Source organism: Bacillus canaveralius, from assembly GCF_002860125.1.
Taxonomy (GTDB): domain Bacteria; phylum Bacillota; class Bacilli; order Bacillales; family Cytobacillaceae; genus Bacillus_BJ; species Bacillus_BJ canaveralius.
On sequence record NZ_PGVA01000085.1, the window covers coordinates 1 to 16,899 of the forward strand.

Consider the following 16,899-nt stretch of genomic DNA (forward strand, 5'->3'; position numbering starts at 1 on the left):
TAAAAATAACCAAAAGGGGTTCGGAATGAGACCATTCCGAACCCCTTTTGTCGACAATCTGAAACAACCTCTCTTCAAAATATGAAAAGAGGTTGTTTTTATCTTTATTAAGCTTGATCACTTCCAAAGAAGTTTTTAAAAGATTGGAAGGAAGTGTCGCGATTCAGTGCAGCAATCGACGTGGTCAACGGAATTCCCTTTGGACATGATTGGACACAGTTTTGTGAATTTCCGCAGTTGGCCAGCCCGCCGTCTCCCATAATCGCTTCGAGGCGTTCAGATTTGTTCATTTCACCGGTTGGGTGCGCATTGAACAAGCGAACCTGAGACAACGGTGCCGGACCGATAAAATTAGATTTGCTGTTGACGTTCGGACATGCTTCCAAACAAACGCCGCAAGTCATACATTTAGAAAGCTCGTATGCCCATTGCCGTTTTTTCTCAGGCATGCGCGGGCCTGGTCCTAAATCGTAGGTTCCATCGATTGGAATCCACGCTTTTACTTTTTTCAGAGAATCAAACATGCGGCTCCGGTCGACCTGGAGGTCGCGGACTACCGGGAATGTCCGCATCGGCTCAAGGCGAATCGGCTGTTCAAGCTGGTCAACAAGAGCTGTACACGATTGGCGCGGTTTCCCGTTAATCACCATCGAACAGGCACCGCACACTTCCTCGAGACAGTTCATATCCCAGGCGACAGGGATTGTTTTTTCACCTTTCACATTAACGGGATTTCGGCGGATTTCCATCAATGCCGAAATAACGTTCATATTAGGTCGGTATTCCAGCTCAAAAGTCTCCTGGTAGGGGGCTTGATCAGGGCTATCCTGGCGTGTTATTTCAAAACGGACTGTTCTTGTCTCTGACATACCTTGTTACTCCCCTTTCTTCTTCGAGTAATCGCGCTTGCGCGGTGCGATTAGAGATGTATCGACATCTTCATAATGGAAAGCAGGTGCAGCTTTTGCATCGACGAACTTGGCCATCGTGGTTTTCAGGAATTCCTCATCGTTACGCTCAGGAAATTCCGGTTTATAATGCGCACCGCGGCTTTCATTACGGTTATAGGCACCAATCGTGATGACACGGGCGAGCTGCAGCATATTTTGCAGCTGCCTTGTGAACACCGCCCCCTGGTTGCTCCACTTGGCTGTATCATTAATATTGATATTTTGGTATCTTTCGAGCAGTTCAACTATTTTCTCATCGGTTTTTAAAAGCTTGTCATTTTGGCGGACAACCGTGACGTTATCTGTCATCCACTCACCAAGCTCCTTATGGAGAACATAGGCGTTTTCAGTTCCATTCAAGGACATAATCTGGTTCCATTTTTCTTGCTCTTGCTGAACATAGTCGTCAAACAGTGCAGAAGAGATCGAATCAATGCTCTTTTCAAGGCCGTTGATATAACGGATCGCATTCGGGCCGGCAACCATTCCCCCGTATATCGCGGATAATAGCGAGTTTGCACCAAGGCGGTTGGCGCCGTGCTGTGAATAATCACATTCACCGGCAGCAAATAAGCCCGGAATATTGGTCATCTGATCATAGTCGACCCATAAACCGCCCATTGAATAATGAACCGCAGGGAAGATCTTCATTGGGACCTTGCGCGGATCATCACCCATGAATTTTTCATAGATTTCGATAATTCCGCCGAGCTTTATATCAAGCTCTTTCGGATCTTTATGGGAAAGGTCAAGATAAACCATGTTTTCACCGTTGATTCCAAGCTTTTGATCGACACAGACATGGAAGATTTCTCTTGTTGCGATATCACGAGGAACAAGGTTTCCGTATGCCGGGTATTTTTCTTCAAGGAAATACCATGGTTTCCCGTCTTTATAGGTCCAGACGCGTCCGCCTTCACCGCGGGCAGATTCACTCATCAGGCGCAGCTTATCATCACCCGGGATCGCCGTCGGGTGGATTTGAATGAATTCGCCGTTCGCATAATAAGCTCCCTGCTGGTACACGATCGAAGCAGCAGAACCTGTATTGATAACAGAATTTGTTGATTTGCCAAAGATAATCCCTGGTCCGCCGGTCGCAAGAATAACAGCGTCGCCTGGAAATGATTTGATCTCCATCGTCTTCAGGTTTTGCGCAACGATTCCACGGCAAACACCATCCTCGTCGACAACAGAACCGAGAAACTCCCAGCCTTCGAATTTCGCAACAAGTCCTGACACCTCGTAGCGGCGCACCTGCTCGTCCAAAGCATAAAGTAGCTGCTGTCCTGTCGTAGCGCCGGCAAAAGCGGTGCGGTGATGCTGTGTTCCGCCAAAGCGGCGGAAGTCAAGCAGTCCTTCAGGTGTCCGGTTAAACATAACACCCATACGGTCTAAAAGGTGGATAATTCCCGGTGCCGCCTCTGTCATCGCTTTGACAGGAGGCTGATTGGCAAGGAAATCTCCCCCATATACAGTATCATCAAAGTGCTCCCACGGGGAGTCACCTTCGCCTTTCGTATTAACTGCCCCATTGATGCCGCCCTGGGCACAAACAGAGTGGGAACGCTTCACCGGCACTAACGAAAATAACTCTACCGGCGTCCCCGCTTCCGCAACCTTAATGGCTGCCATTAAGCCGGCTAAACCGCCGCCTACTATGATCACTTTCCCTTTACTCATCGTGACTCACTCCCCAATCAGTAGTCCGTCCATATTAATCTATCGTTCTTGCATTTGTTTAAACAAAGGCGGTCAGCGCGCGAATTCCAATGATTGAAAGCGCAATGAACACTCCAAGCGTTACATATGTAGAAATTCTTTGAGAACGCGGACTTACGGTAATTCCCCAGCTGACAAAGAACGACCAAAGGCCGTTAGCAAAATGGAATACGGTCGAAATTACTCCGGCCACATAAAACCAGAACATTAATGGATTCGCGAGGATATTCTCCATCATCTCATAATTAACTTGGGCCCCGAAGGCAGCAGCAACACGTGTTTCCCAGACGTGCCACGCCACAAAAATCAGCGTAATGACACCTGAAACCCGCTGGAGCATAAACATCCAATTACGGAAATAACCGAACCTGCTGACATTATTATTTGCAGTAAAAGCAATATAAAGTCCATAAATTGCGTGAAACAGCAGCGGCAAGTAAATTAAAAAGACTTCAAGGAAAATCCTGAATGGTAGACTTTCCATAAAATGTGCTGCGTTATTGAAGGACTCTTCTCCCCCGGTCGCAAAATGATTCACTGTCAAGTGCTGGATTAGAAATAACCCGACCGGAATCACTCCCAGTAATGAATGCAATCTCCGGTAAACAAACTCCCGATTACCTGCCATGAACTTACCCCCCTATTTTTTAAAAGTGACGCTCAGGTTTTTCGACAATCCCCTTTTGCTGGACTGCACCCTATCAACATTGTAAAATATTAGGTTCATTTTTTTACAATTATGTGACATGTTCATTTTACTCCCATCAACATAGAGCGTCAAGAAAACGGATACACAAAAATGTCTATATAAATAAAATTTTTAAAATATATTGATATTATTCCAGAACAGTCAAAATCAGCTTGACCACATGTTATGCAGTAATAAAAAATTCAATTAAATGGTATTAAAACAGGGAAATCACTTGCAAAATAGTTTTTTTAGAAGTTTGCAATTTGTTGTTTAGAGGTATGGTAACGAATATATTAAAATAACAATATTTTCTTGTTACTCGCACAGTCTTTTTCTATAAAATTTAGCTTACATTCAGCGGGAATTGTATATAATATATTTATAGAAAGAGGGGAAGCGCATTGAGTATTATCTCAGCAACAGAACAAACGGAAGAAGATCTTCCAACTGTAACTGAATTCGGCTACGAACTGATTAGGGAAACGCTGCTAACCGAATTGCTTGGCAGCGATGCACCAGAAATTTTATACTGGGCGGGTAAGCGTTTAGCCCGTAAATACCCGTTAAAGAATTTTGCCGACATCGGCGCCTTTTTTAAACAGGCTGATTGGGGCATCCTTACGATTGAAAAAGAAACAAGACATGAACTGGAAGCCGATCTGTACAACGAGCGGATTTCAAAGAAATTAAAAATGAAAGATAGCGGACATTTCCAGCTGGAAGCCGGCTTTCTGGCCCAGCAGATTGAGATGCAAAAGAACGCTGTTGCAGAGGCATTTGTACATCCGCGTAAAAAAGGGGCAAAAGTCCATTTTACCGTTAAATGGGATATTAAAGATTCCATTGCTAGATAACATCACTTCAGTTAGTTATTCGTTTCCGCCGAATAAAAAAGCTTTTAAAGGTGCCTGCCCTTTGAAAGCTTTTTTATTGTTGATGCGGACGGCTCACACTTCCCCCTTACAGCTGGACCTTAGTCCCTGAAAGCTCAAATGCCTGATGCAAAGCTTCGGTCGCCTTCAGCATTTGTTGTTCCTCTACTACTGCCGAAACTTTTATTTCTGAAGTACTGACCATTTTAATTTGAATGCCGCTTGCCGCAAGCACCTCAAACATCTCAGCAGCCACACCCGGGTTTGAAATCATTCCTGAACCGACAATTGACACCTTGGCAAGGCCTGCTTCTGATTCGATTCTCTCGTAATTCAGCACAGTCTTGTTATTTGCAAGCACCTGCAAAGCCTCATGGAAATCTTCACTTTTAATTGAAAAAGACAGGTTTGTTGTATCGGCTGATGTCGTGCTTTGGATAATGATATCCACGTTGATGCGGTGTTTCGCCAGTGTTGAGAAAATGGTTGCCAGGCTTGTCAAAGAATTAGGCAGCCCAAACACCGTCATTCTGGTAATTTCATCTTCAAACGCCACCCCGCGTACAACTAAATTTTGTTCCATTGATACTTCCTCCTCGATGATTGTTCCTGCTTCACGTTCAATGCTGGATCGCACTTCCAGCGGGACGTGGTAATTTTTTGCAAATTCGACTGCGCGTGGATGAAGCACACCGGCACCTAAATTAGCCAGCTCAAGCATTTCGTCATAGGAGACGGAAAAAAGCTTGCGGGCCTCCTTTACATAGCGTGGATCTGTTGTGAAAACTCCTGTCACATCTGTGTATATATCGCATTTATCAGCATGCAATGCAGCTGCCAGAGCAACAGCGGTCGTATCCGATCCGCCCCGGCCAAGCGTCGTAATTTCGCCTGCTTCGGTTACTCCTTGAAATCCAGCGACAATGACAATATTCCCGTTCTTAAGCTGTTCCTGGATCCTTTCCTTTTTAACATCAAGGATGCGCGCGTTTCCATGAATGTGCTCCGTGGAAATTCCTGCCTGCCAGCCCGTAAAAGACACTGCTTCATGGCCTTTTTCATTTAAAGCCATTGATAACAGGGAAATCGTAATCTGCTCCCCGGTTGTCAGCAGCATATCCATTTCACGCTTATTTGGCTGCGCGGAAATTTGTTTGGCAAGACCGACGAGTTCATCGGTCGTTTTTCCCATTGCCGAAACGACGACAACAACATCATTACCCCTTTGTTTTTCTTCGATAACCCTTTCTGCTGCGTTCAAAATCCGTTCTACACTGCCAACGGAGGTTCCCCCAAATTTTTGAACAATTAATCCCACTGTTTCCCCTTCTTTCTCGTTAATTCATTAGTTGTTATCCGATCTCTTATCGGGACTATCACGCTTTTTTAAAGAGCCTATCCAGCTCCATTGCATCAGATTTTCCGTATTTCGCCAGACGAAATTAAGCAACAAAAAAAGCAATGAGATAACTATCCCATTGCTGTGACGGACGTAATCAATAATCGGAACAAGCAGTTTCAGGCTTGTTTCCGTAAAAATACGCATGCACAGTGAGATAGCTCTCCAAGACCATGTCTTGACAATCCTGCATTTTTTCAATTCAGGACCAGCAAAGAAACGAATGAGCATTTCTTCACTTCGGCAAATTTCCCTTTCAAAGCTTTTCATGGAAGCTCAATCTTCTCCAAGCTTTTACTGATGAAATTTGCACCTCTACCTTCACTTTAACGCTCTAAAGTGATGTGATATAAAAGTTTGATTTATTATAGCATAGATGCAGCCAAGCTGACAATGTCATTCCTGCAATTTTTCGAACAAATCTGCTGCTACATTCGCGGGGAGTCCGGTAGCAATCAATTCTTCCAGCGATGCTTCGCGCATTTTTTTCACAGATCCAAAATGCTTCAGCAAGCCTTTTTTCCGCTTGTCACCAATTCCCGGGATGTCATCAAGCAAGGACTGAAAAAGCCCTTTTCCGCGAATTTGACGATGAAAGGTAATCGCAAAGCGATGGACCTCGTCTTGGATACGCTGCAGCAAGTAAAATTCCTGGCTGTTCCTTTCAAGCGAAATGACCTGAAGCGGAGTTCCGAACAGGAGCTGGGAAGTCCGGTGTTTGTCATCCTTAACAAGACCGGAAATCGGTATATCGAGGCCGAGCTCATTTTCCAGCACATCTCTGACGGCTTCTATATGGCCCTTGCCACCGTCAATAATGATCAAATCAGGCAAAGGAAGTTCTTCCTTCAACACTCTCGAATATCGTCTCCTGACTACTTCTCGCATGGATTCATAGTCATCAGGCCCTTTGACTGTTTTTATTTTATACTTTCGGTATTCTCTCTTTTCCGCCTTTCCGTCAATAAAAACAACGAGTGCCGATACCGGGCTTGTTCCCTGGATATTCGAATTATCAAAAGCCTCAATCCGGTGCGGGGTATAGATGCCCAGTGTTGCACCAAGATTTTCGACTGCTTTAATCGTTCTTTCCTCATCGCGTTCGATCAGCGAAAATTTTTCCGCGAGCGCAATTTTCGCATTTTTCACGGCAAGCTTAACAAGCTCCTTTTTTTGTCCGCGCTGCGGCTTTAAGACCTTTACTTGAAGGAGTTCCTCCGCCATTTGTGTGTTAACCGAATCCGGCACTAATATTTCCTTCGGTTTAAAATGGTTCACTTTTTCATAAAACTGCCCCAAATAGGTGAGCAGTTCTTCTTCCGGCTCGTTATAAATCGGAAACATCGAAACATCCCGTTCGATTAACTTGCCTTGCCTGACAAAAAAAACTTGCACACACATCCAGCCTTTATCAACTGCATAACCAAACACATCTCTGTCCGTAAAGTCGGTCGTCGTCATTTTTTGCTTTTCCATCGTCGCTTCGATATGGGCGATCTTGTCGCGGTATTCCTTCGCCCTTTCAAAATCAAGTTCTTCAGCTGCGGCAGCCATTTTCTCCGATAATTCCGCTTTAATTTCTTTGTAACCGCCATTGAGAAAGCGGATTATTTCATCGGTGATATTTTTATATTCATCTTCACCAATCGGATTCACACAAGGTGCCAAACACTGCCCGAGGTGGTAGTACAGGCAAACCCGATCAGGCAATGTCGAACATTTGCGGAGTGGATAGATTCTATCAAGAAGCCTTTTCGTTTCGTTGGCTGCCTGAACGTTCGGGTATGGGCCGAAGTACTTTCCCTTGTCCTTTTTCACGTTTCTCGTAATGATCAGCCGTGGATGTCGTTCGGCTGTCAGCTTGATAAACGGGTAGCTTTTGTCATCCTTCAGCATGACGTTATACTTTGGATCGTATTTCTTGATCAAGTTCAATTCAAGAATCAAGGCCTCAATATCCGATGAGGTCACGATATATTCGAAGTCTTCGATTTCGTTTACAAGCCTGAGCGTTTTCCCGTCATGCGAGCCGGTAAAATAGGAACGAACCCTGTTTTTCAAAACCTTCGCTTTTCCGACATAAATAATCGTCCCCTGCCGGTCTTTCATCAAATAACATCCGGGCTGGTCGGGAAGAAGCATCAGCTTATTTTTTATCATTTCATTCATTCTGTCCACCTCCTTTGTTGCTTTTCCATTTATATAAAGTGATGTCGGAATAAACTGGGTCAAATAATTCATTTGAGTGGAATTCCGCGACTTTTTCAAGCATTCCATCCAAATTTATTTCCTGGGCGTGAAATCCCTTGACAACCTTATCTGTTAGTAAAATATTCCGATCGGAATAAAAAGCGGAATCATGCTGGAATACTTGAAAAGTTTCGATCCGCTTATGGGGAAATGAAGCATCCAGGTATTTAAAAACCCTTGTTTCCTCCCATGTATAAACGACTATTTTCTGGTTGCTTTGTTTAAGATAGTTGGCCATTTGCACGACCGCCGGCTCATTTGTTGCCTGCTCTTTCACAAGCCTTGCAGATTGTACGACCTGAACTGCTAATATCATAACTAAAATCGCGGTTATGAGCGGGTTTTTCCGACGGGATAGCATAAAAACCAGTATAACAAAAAGGAATAACACCGTTAATGGGAGAATATGCCTTGGCTTATCAATATTTTGCGCAAGAAGCGCCCAAATAAAATAAAAACCGAACAATAAGGCCGGCATATGTAAAAATTGGCTTTGCAAAAAAAATTTCAACCTGAATCCATACAGAAATAACAAAATAAGCAATCCATACAAACAGCCGAGTACCACCGATTGAGCGGAAATTCCCGTCCAAAAGAAATTGTCGAAAACGAGCTGACCGGCCCTGGCGGCTACAGATTCACTTCCAGGTGCGACGGCGCCACCCCAGCTCTGAAAATGTCCACTTGTAAAGCCAAGCGACAGTTTTAAGAATCCGGACATACCACCTTCCGACACAATAATCGCTATCACCCATACGAGCTGAAAAACGATCGCCACTGCAGATAATCCAAAGACTTCCTTGAGTGAAAGCCGGTTCGTTTTCCATTTTATATAAAAAAGGTAGATGACACCGATTGAAAAGGGCAGATAAGATAGGCGAATGCCTAAAATGATGCTTAACAAAAAAAGCGGCACGATCATGAACCATCTCCGCTCTTTGATCAAAGAGATTTCCAGGCTCCACAAGTACCACCATAAAAACGCAAGCGCAGCACCTTCCGAGATCGGCTGGTTTACCATGACAATACAAAAGCTTGCAGTGTATAACACGGCAGTCATCAACGCAGAAAACTCGCTGGCAAGATAGACCCTTGTTAACCTGTATATAGGGTACAGGGCACTCACGTAACAAAGTATATTAAAAATCGTCAATGCCTGGGACGGATTTTCGATGAATAAGTGGATAAACTTTCCCCCTAAAATAAAATAGGGATAGCCGGGAAAATGGGGCTGCATAGCCATTATATCGTATCTTTGCAATCCAAGGGTGAAATCTACCTGATCCCATGTCGACGCAAACGGATTGACGTAAATAAGCTGAACGACAATCACCGTAGTGATCGAAGCCAGGCTGAAGAAGTATAGGATGGCCGGGGACAAGAAATTGCGTCCGGCCAGATCACGAATCTTTTGCAAATCATCACCATCTTTACGTGTCTTCAATACAAAAAGTACAAGGCAGATTACCTTGTACTTTTTGTTATTTCACTTGGGCGTCCAACTCGTCCATTATCGGATTTTCTTCCATACGTGCCTTGTGTTCCGCTGGACGGCTTTGCCGGGGTGAGGTCAGCAGGTATATCGCTGTAAAGTAGCCGAAATAGGCGATCACTTCTTCAATTGACGGCATCGAGGAATAGCCAAACAATGCTTTCAGGAAAATGCCAATTTCACCTGACAACAATGGTGCTGTTCCATGATCGCGAAGATAGTGGCTGTAATCAATCGGATGCTCAGGTAAAAACCAGGTAATATCGTACAGATGGGGAATGACGCTTCCGATAATATTTAAATCCTGCATCATTGAAATCGCCTGGACAAGCAATCCTGCCGAGATCAAAATAATAAACGCCCCGGTCACTCTAAAGAATGATTTAAGTGGAACACGCATTGTACCCTTGAAGAATACATAAGCGACGACCGCGGCCAATACCGTTCCGGTGATCGCTCCCCAGCCCTGCATGGCGGCCCCAATGTTTCCGCCGGTAATTGCAGCAAAGAAAAATACTGTCTCAACGCCTTCCCGCAATACAACAAGAAAGGAATGGATGACCATGCCAACAATATTGCCAGTAGATATAAACCGGTCCATCTTGCCTTCCATTTCCCCTTTTAAATCGCGGCTGTGCTTTGCCATCCAGAATACCATTTGGGTTAGCAAGATTGTCGAAACGATCATAATGCTGACTTTTAAGTACATTTCACTACCCATTGCCGCAAAACCGGTAAAGACAACCTGGAATAACATAGCTACACCAATGCTCGCTATCACGGCGAGACCCGCTCCCAGCCAGACAAACTTTGTGTATTTACCGTTATCCATTCTTTTCAGGTAAGTCGTAATAATTCCCACGATCAACAAGGCTTCAAAAACTTCGCGGAACGTGATCAACAGCGCCTGGATTTCCACTATGCTTTCCCCTTCCCAAGATGTTTTCTATTTTTGGTCCGGTTTTAATGCCGGATTATTTCAATTTTCTTTTTCTGAGAGTGAAACCTGTTACACCAGCAATGATTGCAACAATCAAAACGAGCGGAATCCAATTTCGCAAGTTGGATAGATCGGTCCAGTCCTTTTTGCCCGAAGCCGTTTCAGTGTTGTTTTCACTTTCAGTAAAATGGCCTACTTCGAGGCTTTCGATGTTGTACTCTTCTTGCAGTGTTGCTAAAATCGTTTCCTTGCTGGATTTGAAGGCTTCAATATCTGATTCCTTCTTGCCGACTCCGAACAATCCCGGGTTCCCAAGAGCGTTTAAAGCAGCATCAAATTCAGCTCTCAGCTTATTATCGGTTTCCGGATGTTCCGCCTCAATTTTAGGAGATAACGCTTCATATGTAGCAAAACCCTTTGCGAGCAGTTTCTTGCTTGTGTCATATTCATTAAAATTTTGCTCAATGCCTTCAAGCCGCCTTGCGATATTTAAGACGAGCAGCTTCTCCATGTTTTCTGTTACGCCTTCTTTATTTTCCTCTTCTAAATCGTTTAGGATCACTTCGGAAGGCTCAGGCCCCATGTGCATATCAACTTCCTCTTGTACCGTTTCATAAAGAGCTTTGGCAGAAGCAAAATTTGGAGGGGATTCATCTAATTTAATCATCATTTCTTTGTAAACTTCCGCGAGTTTTTCTTCATTCGGATCGCCATATGAATAGGCAAATGACTGATTAACCCCGATGCTTGCACAAATAAATATAGCTGTTAAACATAAAAATAGATATTTTTTCATTGCTTTCCCTCCATTACCAATGATAATGATTATCAATATTAATGTCAATCCAGTTTTAGATATTTTTCTCAGAAATATCACATTTTTTATAATGAAAATGCTTTTTACCTGGAAGGGCTTATTTTTTCATCCGTTAATGCATTTGAATTGCGATCTATGACCACCTTTTTGACAGGCCTGCGCATTTCTCGCCATATCGCTGGCAGCACGGAACCGATGTAAGCCTTGAATTTGATAAAAGAGTCGCCCGTTGTCCTAACATGATATTGGATTGGAATCTCCTTGACCCGAAATCCTTTCCTGACAAGATTCAATGTTAGCACCTGGGCATAGTTGTAGTCATGGATGATTTCGGCGTGCTCAATCGCTTGTCTGGAAAAAGCCCGCATGCCGGACTGGCCGTCAAAAATGATTTTTCTAATCAATAAGCATTGCAGAAAAGTAAAAAAATAATTTCCGAGGCGCCGGTGCAGCTTCATCCCGTTTATCGTGCCGCGAAACCGGGAACCCATTGTATAATCAGCTTCCCCTGAAAAAATCGGTTTTATCAACTCAGGGATTTGTTCCGGGGGATACTCACCGTCCGCATCGATCATGACCCCAATGTCGGCCCCCCGTTTCCAGCATTCCTGCAGGGCCGCGCGCACCGCAGCACCCAACCCTTTATTTTCTTTAAAGCTTACAATACAATCTGCCCCTGCTTCCTTCGCAATGGTGGTGGTTTGATCTTTGGAACCATCGTCGATGACAAGAACCTTGACATCGACCTGTGAATGAAAATTGCGGGGAATGCGGGCAATCACATCTCCAATCACAGCTTCCTCATTGTATGCCGGTAAAAAAACAATCACTTGCTGTTTACGCATGTTTGCACTCTTCCTTTGGTTCATGCAGCGCTTCAAGCAAAACTTTGCCGCGGCTATGATCAGGATATGGAGCCCCCAGCAAATAAGCGATTGTTGGGGCGACCGATACAAGGCTATGTTTATCTTCCACTTTCTTACCCTTTAAAATCTCAGGACCGTTCATGAAAAATGGTACAAACCGTTCCCCTTCGTCTAAGTGGCCGTGGCCGCCGATGCCATCTGCTTGCCCATGGTCTGCACAGACGATGAGCGTCGTATTTTTCATTTTACCTTCCTTATCGAGCCACGCTACAAAATTTTCAACAAGGGCATCGGCTTCCTGAATTTTATCGATATATTCATCATAGAGGACTCCTCTGCTGTGCCCTGTTTGGTCGGTTGCGATCATTTGCACGACTAGCAAATCGGGATCCTGCTCCTTCATGATTTTCTTGGCGCGCTCGATAATATTCGGGTCTGCTTGATCATTGTGCATAACAGCCGTTACCGTTTCAACATCATCGCCCATCGAATCTACTAAGTGGGCAATTCCGAGCAGGCGTCCCTTTTTGCCGATTTTTCTGAGTGAATCAAAGATGCTTTCCACTTTAATCCCCAGCTTCCAGACCATGTTTGACTTAATCCCATGTTCATAAGGGTATGTTCCGGTAAACATCGAAGTGAAACAAACAACTGTCCTGGCCGGATACACTGTCTCCATATTCATAAATTCCGTTCCGTTTTCCTTCAGAGAATCCAGAAACGGAGTTTTAGCTTCAGAAAACCGTTCTTTCCTCATTCCGTCGATCACGATCACGACCACTTTATCGGACAGAGGCTTTCCCGGAGGATGGTCCGCACTCGTATACCCGGGATTCATCTTTGGTTTCCAGTCAAACAAATTCCTGTGCAGGATGACGGTAAATATAAAAACAAATCCATAAAAAAGCGCTAATCCAATCAGGCCGTCAGCTGACAGGGCGACACCATTTTGATAGGCCATTTCCCAGACTGACAAAATCAGAAACAATTTGGGCAGCTGTTCCTGGGCATTGCCGCTTGTGGAATCACTGTTTTTCAGCACAAGCTTCCAAAAACGTGTAAAGTTCAGCCACGATGTTCCAATTCTTAAGTGGTAATACAATGTTCCCCAAAAAAATACCGTAAAGAAAAAATAGAGAGCTGTAGCAAATAACAGCAGGGGCACGCTCACTGTGTTCCAAACTATTAGATAAACAACGAATGGCATCCATAAATAATTTCGTAAAAATAATGGAAAGTCATAAATAAAATAAGCGACCAGGAGCGGAATAACGATCAAGAATGAAATAAATAAAGCATATAATTTTCCGCTATCAAACAGATCCGCAAAATGAAACAGAAGCATCGTCCCGATCACAAAAATAGGTGTAAAAGGTTTTCCCTCATTTAAGAGATTCCAGCATCTTGCAGCAATTTTTTCAAACGTCGAAGCACTTTTCATGCTCCTTCACCCTCTCCGTTTTATCAATGTTTTTATGATTTTTAGCGAAACCGGAAATACCATTAAGCTCGCGGCTCCGGCCAAGTAAGAGAAAAGAAATTTAATGCCATGGGTTAAAAGCGCCACTGTGTATCCTTCTTTTAGTGAAAAACCTACTAAATTTAAGGCAAATGACATAATCGCTTCATAGCTTGCAATCCCACCCGGGGTCATTTGAAATACTTGTCCGGCAATTGTGATACTATTTATCCAAACAGCTTCAAAAATCGAGATCTTCCCGCCAAGAGCAAAAACAGTCCCAAATAGAACTGCTGCTTCCAACAGCCAGCTTGTCAACGTCAATAGAAAAATCGACAGGCTGTTGAAGCCTGAAAATGCCTGTTTTAGCAATAAGAAATGGCGGTCGACGATTGCGGGAAACTTTTTCTTAATATAAATAAAAGCTGTTAAACCTGAGATAAGAATAAACAAAAGTAATAAATACGGGATCTTATATCCAACATCAAATACAAAAATCCCAGCCAATGCTATTATGGAAAGGCAAGCCATATCGAGTATTCTCAGGATGATGACCGAATGAATCGCTTCTTCTGCCGTAATATGTTTATCCCTTGCAGGAAGGACGCCTGCGCGTACGATATCCCCTGCTTTAACGGGAATAATGTGATTGACCAACAGGCTGTAAAATAAGCCGAGCAGGCAGGAGGTGAATCTCGGCCTTCCGTTTAAATATACTTTCCAGGCTGCGGCTTTTAAGACAAACGATAGCAAATAAACCGTTGTGACAGCTATCACAATTCCCGGCTTATGCCAGAGTTGTTTCCAGCCGGCCGATAAATATCCCCAGTCAAAAAAATAATAGGTGAGCATCAAAAAAACAAGCAACAAAAGGATAGCAAGGATCTTTTTAAAGGAAGCTTTCATATTGCTTTGCCCATTCGATGGTTCTCGCGATTCCGGTCTGAAAATCAACAGAAGGTTGATACCCCAAGTGAATTCCCGCTTTGGTAATATCCGCCCAGGTTGAATGGACATCCCCTTTCCGCCAGACTTCCCGCTTGACTTTCATGTTTGGGAAATACGTTTTCAACTCATTTATCAGCGTGTCCATCGAAACAGGCCTTCCTGAACCAATATTGAGGACTTCGCTGCTGTCCAGCCTGGTCAGCGCATAGTAAATTCCGGTAATAATATCATCAATGTATGTATAGTCCCTCGCGCTGCCATTTCCGTATACGCTAATGTGTTCAGATTTTAGCAATTTCTTAATAAATGAGGAAATGGCCATATCCGGCCGTCCCCATGGACCGTATACCGTAAAAAAGCGCAAGATCTTAACGGGAAAACCATATAGATGCTCATATACACGGCAAAACGCTTCTGCTGAATACTTTGATGCAGCATATGGCGAAATCACATTTCCTTTTGCCATCTCTTCATGACAGGGCATTTCGTGAACGTTTCCGTATACTGATGACGAAGAAGCAAAGATGAACTGCGAGATATTTGACTTGCCGGAAGCTTCCAAAACATTAATAGTCGCTTTTATATCATAATCAACATACTTGAGTGGGTTCATAATCGAATAGGCAACCCCCGGCAATGCCGCAAGATGGATAACCGCTTCTGGAGATATCAGCTGGAAGATGGTCAGTGTTTCCTCGCTGTTCAATAGATCAACATGATGGAATTTGAAATCTCCGGCGTTTTGTATATTTCGGAGATGCTGTTTTTTCCGCTCAGGAGAATAATAAGAGTGAAGATTATCGACAATCGTCACTTCATGTTGTTCGTTAATTAACCTCTGCGCCAGATGGCTCCCGATAAATCCAGCTCCGCCGGTTACTAAGACTTTCATAATGCGCACCTCTTTAAATAATCTAACACATACCAATCTACCATAAGAGGAATGATACTCCCAACTGTTTCTGGCAGTAAAAAAAGAAAGCCGCAGCATTTTGCGGCCTTCATTACATTATTGAATCAGCTGATCTACCGCTTCGATGACAGTCGCAGCGGTGGCTTTAGCTTCCTCTGGTTTATTGTCAGCAATCAAATTATAAAATTCTTCTGCTGCTGTTAAAGTTTCAGCAGCTTTCTGTTCGCCAAGCTTCTTAGTTAATTCCTGTTCAAGTGCTTTTAAAAACATATTTCCTTCTAGCGCTTCGGTTTTTGCTTCGATTGCCTCTGCAGCTTGTGGAGCCTTTTCATAATACCCCTTAATTTTTCCCGCTATCGCTTTAGCAAATAGGGAACTTACTTCTTCCGCTTTTATCGTTGACGGATCAGTCGTATTCAAAGAGAAAATCTCATCAAGTTTCGCTGTTGCAGCTTCATCTCCGCCGGACAATGATTGTTTAATTGCCTGAAGGAAGCCCCAAGCTTCTACTTGCATAATTTTTAATTCACTGGCATTCTTGCCCTCTTTGACTGCGGCTTCAATTTTTTCAGCATAGGATTTTGCGGCGAGGTAATAGCTTCTGTAAATGGATTTATCCGTTAATTGGACATAAACGCCAAAGTCCTCAGCTTTATTCGCGTTCAATGCCTCTTCCTGTGCAGACAGTCCAGAATTGATATTTTCAACAATGCTGGATTCACCTGCTAATTGATAGTATTCATCCCGTTTTGCTGCAGTTGGGATAAAAATTTGATTGGCAAGGTATTTAATTTGTTCAAATAAAAGCTTTGCATCTTCTTGTTTTCCTTCAGTAACCGCGGTTGCTGCTTCTTTTTGCAATGACTTTTGTTTTTGATAAAAATAAGATTGAGTTAGCTTGTCGACTAATTGTTTAGCTAGGACTGGCTCCAATTCGCCGGATTTGCCCGCAGCAATCGCGGTTTGGATTGCTTGGTCATATTCGCCATTAATTTCGCTGACAGGGCCTTGAAGTCCACCATTATATTTTTCTAAAACGAGATCCCAGTCAACTGGCTGGCCTGCCGTTGCTTTATCGAGTTCTGTTTTTATTTCTGTAAATACGGCTGTTTGTTTTGCGGTGTCTGTTTCTTCAATGTTTACTTCCTTAGTTTCTTCCGATTCTGCAGTCTCTTCTTTTGGCTTTTGCTCGGTCTTTTCAGCGCTGCCACCCGTATTGCATCCTGTTAAGGCAATGCTGGCAATTAAAAAACTGGCAAAAATTCGTTTTAAGTCCCTCTTTTTCATTGGTTTCTCCCACCTAATATGTAATTTATAATTGATAATGATTTTCATTAGTAATTATAATCGATAATGATTTTCATCGTCAATGGTTTTCTTAAAAAAAGTATGTCCAAATATAAACAAAAAAAGGGGCGATCCAGCATGGCTTTGTAATGCCATATCGAACCGCTCCTTTCGGCTATAAATCTTTCACTTGGCCAATTAACACTATACCCAGTTTCGGCTCAGACCGGATGTAGAGTAGAAAACAGGAATTAGATATTGTCTTCTTGTCCTCGGGTTTCAGGGTGTTCCAC

The 16,899-nt window shown here is 43.5% G+C and carries 14 protein-coding genes and 1 riboswitch; of the genes, 1 reads left to right on the plus strand and 13 read right to left on the minus strand.

The genetic code is table 11. The annotated features are described in order from the left end of the window. Positions 1 to 107: 107 nt before the first annotated feature. Genes sdhB through CU635_RS22235 form a run of 3 tightly spaced genes read right to left on the minus strand, consistent with a single transcriptional unit; the run spans position 108 to position 3,300 of the window. The gene (gene sdhB / locus CU635_RS22225) at positions 108 to 869 is read right to left on the minus strand and encodes a succinate dehydrogenase iron-sulfur subunit (protein WP_101579549.1); all 762 of its coding nucleotides are present in this window, start codon (positions 867 to 869) and stop codon (positions 108 to 110) included. 6 nt (positions 870 to 875) lie between these two features. Next, positions 876 to 2,633 carry a succinate dehydrogenase flavoprotein subunit gene (gene sdhA, locus CU635_RS22230; protein ID WP_101579550.1) on the minus strand — a complete coding sequence of 586 codons (1,758 nt, stop codon included), beginning with the start codon at positions 2,631 to 2,633 and terminating at the stop codon, positions 876 to 878. A 58-nt stretch (positions 2,634 to 2,691) separates the two neighbouring features. Then, a complete protein-coding gene (locus CU635_RS22235; protein WP_101579551.1) occupies positions 2,692 to 3,300 on the minus strand; it encodes a succinate dehydrogenase cytochrome b558 subunit in 609 nt (202 codons plus the stop codon). A 464-nt stretch (positions 3,301 to 3,764) separates the two neighbouring features. Here CU635_RS22235 and CU635_RS22240 point away from each other — a divergent pair, with 464 nt between their 5' ends. Continuing rightward, on the plus strand, positions 3,765 to 4,217 hold the full coding sequence (locus CU635_RS22240) for a YslB family protein (protein WP_101579552.1): 453 nt from the start codon (positions 3,765 to 3,767) through the stop codon (positions 4,215 to 4,217). 106 nt (positions 4,218 to 4,323) lie between these two features. Here the strand turns inward: CU635_RS22240 and CU635_RS22245 are convergent, their stop codons facing one another. From CU635_RS22245 to CU635_RS22290, 10 genes are all read right to left on the minus strand, one after another. Continuing rightward, positions 4,324 to 5,553 (minus strand): aspartate kinase, encoded by a 1,230-nt coding sequence (locus CU635_RS22245; RefSeq protein ID WP_101579553.1) that lies wholly within the window; start codon positions 5,551 to 5,553, stop codon positions 4,324 to 4,326. A 231-nt stretch (positions 5,554 to 5,784) separates the two neighbouring features. After that, positions 5,785 to 5,960, minus strand: a riboswitch (Lysine riboswitch). A 70-nt stretch (positions 5,961 to 6,030) separates the two neighbouring features. Further along, entirely contained in the window at positions 6,031 to 7,803 is a 1,773-nt protein-coding gene (gene uvrC / locus CU635_RS22255; RefSeq protein ID WP_219620152.1) for an excinuclease ABC subunit UvrC, read from the minus strand. Then, positions 7,796 to 9,301, minus strand: a complete 1,506-nt coding sequence (locus CU635_RS22260) for a glycosyltransferase family protein (protein WP_101579556.1) — start codon at positions 9,299 to 9,301, stop codon at positions 7,796 to 7,798. The genes uvrC and CU635_RS22260 overlap by 8 nt, the downstream gene beginning before the upstream one ends. A gap of 64 nt (positions 9,302 to 9,365) precedes the next feature. Further along, a complete protein-coding gene (locus tag CU635_RS22265) occupies positions 9,366 to 10,295 on the minus strand; it encodes an FTR1 family iron permease (protein WP_101579557.1) in 930 nt (309 codons plus the stop codon). A 55-nt stretch (positions 10,296 to 10,350) separates the two neighbouring features. Further along, positions 10,351 to 11,112 carry a hypothetical protein gene (locus CU635_RS22270; protein WP_101579558.1) on the minus strand — a complete coding sequence of 254 codons (762 nt, stop codon included), beginning with the start codon at positions 11,110 to 11,112 and terminating at the stop codon, positions 10,351 to 10,353. A 104-nt stretch (positions 11,113 to 11,216) separates the two neighbouring features. After that, positions 11,217 to 11,978: a glycosyltransferase family 2 protein gene (locus tag CU635_RS22275; RefSeq protein ID WP_101579559.1), complete on the minus strand. Its 762-nt coding sequence runs from the start codon at positions 11,976 to 11,978 to the stop codon at positions 11,217 to 11,219. Then, the gene (locus CU635_RS23590; protein ID WP_101621558.1) at positions 11,971 to 13,440 is read right to left on the minus strand and encodes an alkaline phosphatase family protein; all 1,470 of its coding nucleotides are present in this window, start codon (positions 13,438 to 13,440) and stop codon (positions 11,971 to 11,973) included. Before CU635_RS23590 ends, CU635_RS22275 begins: the two co-directional genes overlap by 8 nt. 6 nt (positions 13,441 to 13,446) lie before the next feature. Then, a complete protein-coding gene (locus CU635_RS23595) occupies positions 13,447 to 14,364 on the minus strand; it encodes a lysylphosphatidylglycerol synthase transmembrane domain-containing protein (RefSeq protein ID WP_101621556.1) in 918 nt (305 codons plus the stop codon). Further along, positions 14,348 to 15,298: an NAD-dependent epimerase/dehydratase family protein gene (locus CU635_RS22285; protein WP_101579560.1), complete on the minus strand. Its 951-nt coding sequence runs from the start codon at positions 15,296 to 15,298 to the stop codon at positions 14,348 to 14,350. The genes CU635_RS23595 and CU635_RS22285 overlap by 17 nt, the downstream gene beginning before the upstream one ends. A gap of 117 nt (positions 15,299 to 15,415) precedes the next feature. Continuing rightward, complete coding sequence (locus CU635_RS22290; protein ID WP_101579561.1) at positions 15,416 to 16,606, minus strand: hypothetical protein; 1,191 nt, start codon at positions 16,604 to 16,606, stop codon at positions 15,416 to 15,418. Positions 16,607 to 16,899: the final 293 nt, after the last annotated feature.

Bases quoted from the DNA above. Each gene is read 5' to 3' on its own strand.
- CU635_RS23590 (WP_101621558.1), bottom strand. From the start codon at position 13,440: ATGAAAAGTGCTTCGACGTTTGAAAAAATTGCTGCAAGATGCTGGAAT.
- CU635_RS23595 (WP_101621556.1), bottom strand. From the start codon at position 14,364: ATGAAAGCTTCCTTTAAAAAGATCCTTGCTATCCTTTTGTTGCTTGTT.
- CU635_RS22235 (WP_101579551.1), bottom strand. From the start codon at position 3,300: ATGGCAGGTAATCGGGAGTTTGTTTACCGGAGATTGCATTCATTACTG.
- CU635_RS22275 (WP_101579559.1), bottom strand. From the start codon at position 11,978: ATGCGTAAACAGCAAGTGATTGTTTTTTTACCGGCATACAATGAGGAA.
- CU635_RS22285 (WP_101579560.1), bottom strand. From the start codon at position 15,298: ATGAAAGTCTTAGTAACCGGCGGAGCTGGATTTATCGGGAGCCATCTG.
- CU635_RS22270 (WP_101579558.1), bottom strand. From the start codon at position 11,112: ATGAAAAAATATCTATTTTTATGTTTAACAGCTATATTTATTTGTGCA.
- uvrC (WP_219620152.1), bottom strand. From the start codon at position 7,803: ATGAATGAAATGATAAAAAATAAGCTGATGCTTCTTCCCGACCAGCCC.
- sdhB (WP_101579549.1), bottom strand. From the start codon at position 869: ATGTCAGAGACAAGAACAGTCCGTTTTGAAATAACACGCCAGGATAGC.
- CU635_RS22290 (WP_101579561.1), bottom strand. From the start codon at position 16,606: ATGAAAAAGAGGGACTTAAAACGAATTTTTGCCAGTTTTTTAATTGCC.
- sdhA (WP_101579550.1), bottom strand. From the start codon at position 2,633: ATGAGTAAAGGGAAAGTGATCATAGTAGGCGGCGGTTTAGCCGGCTTA.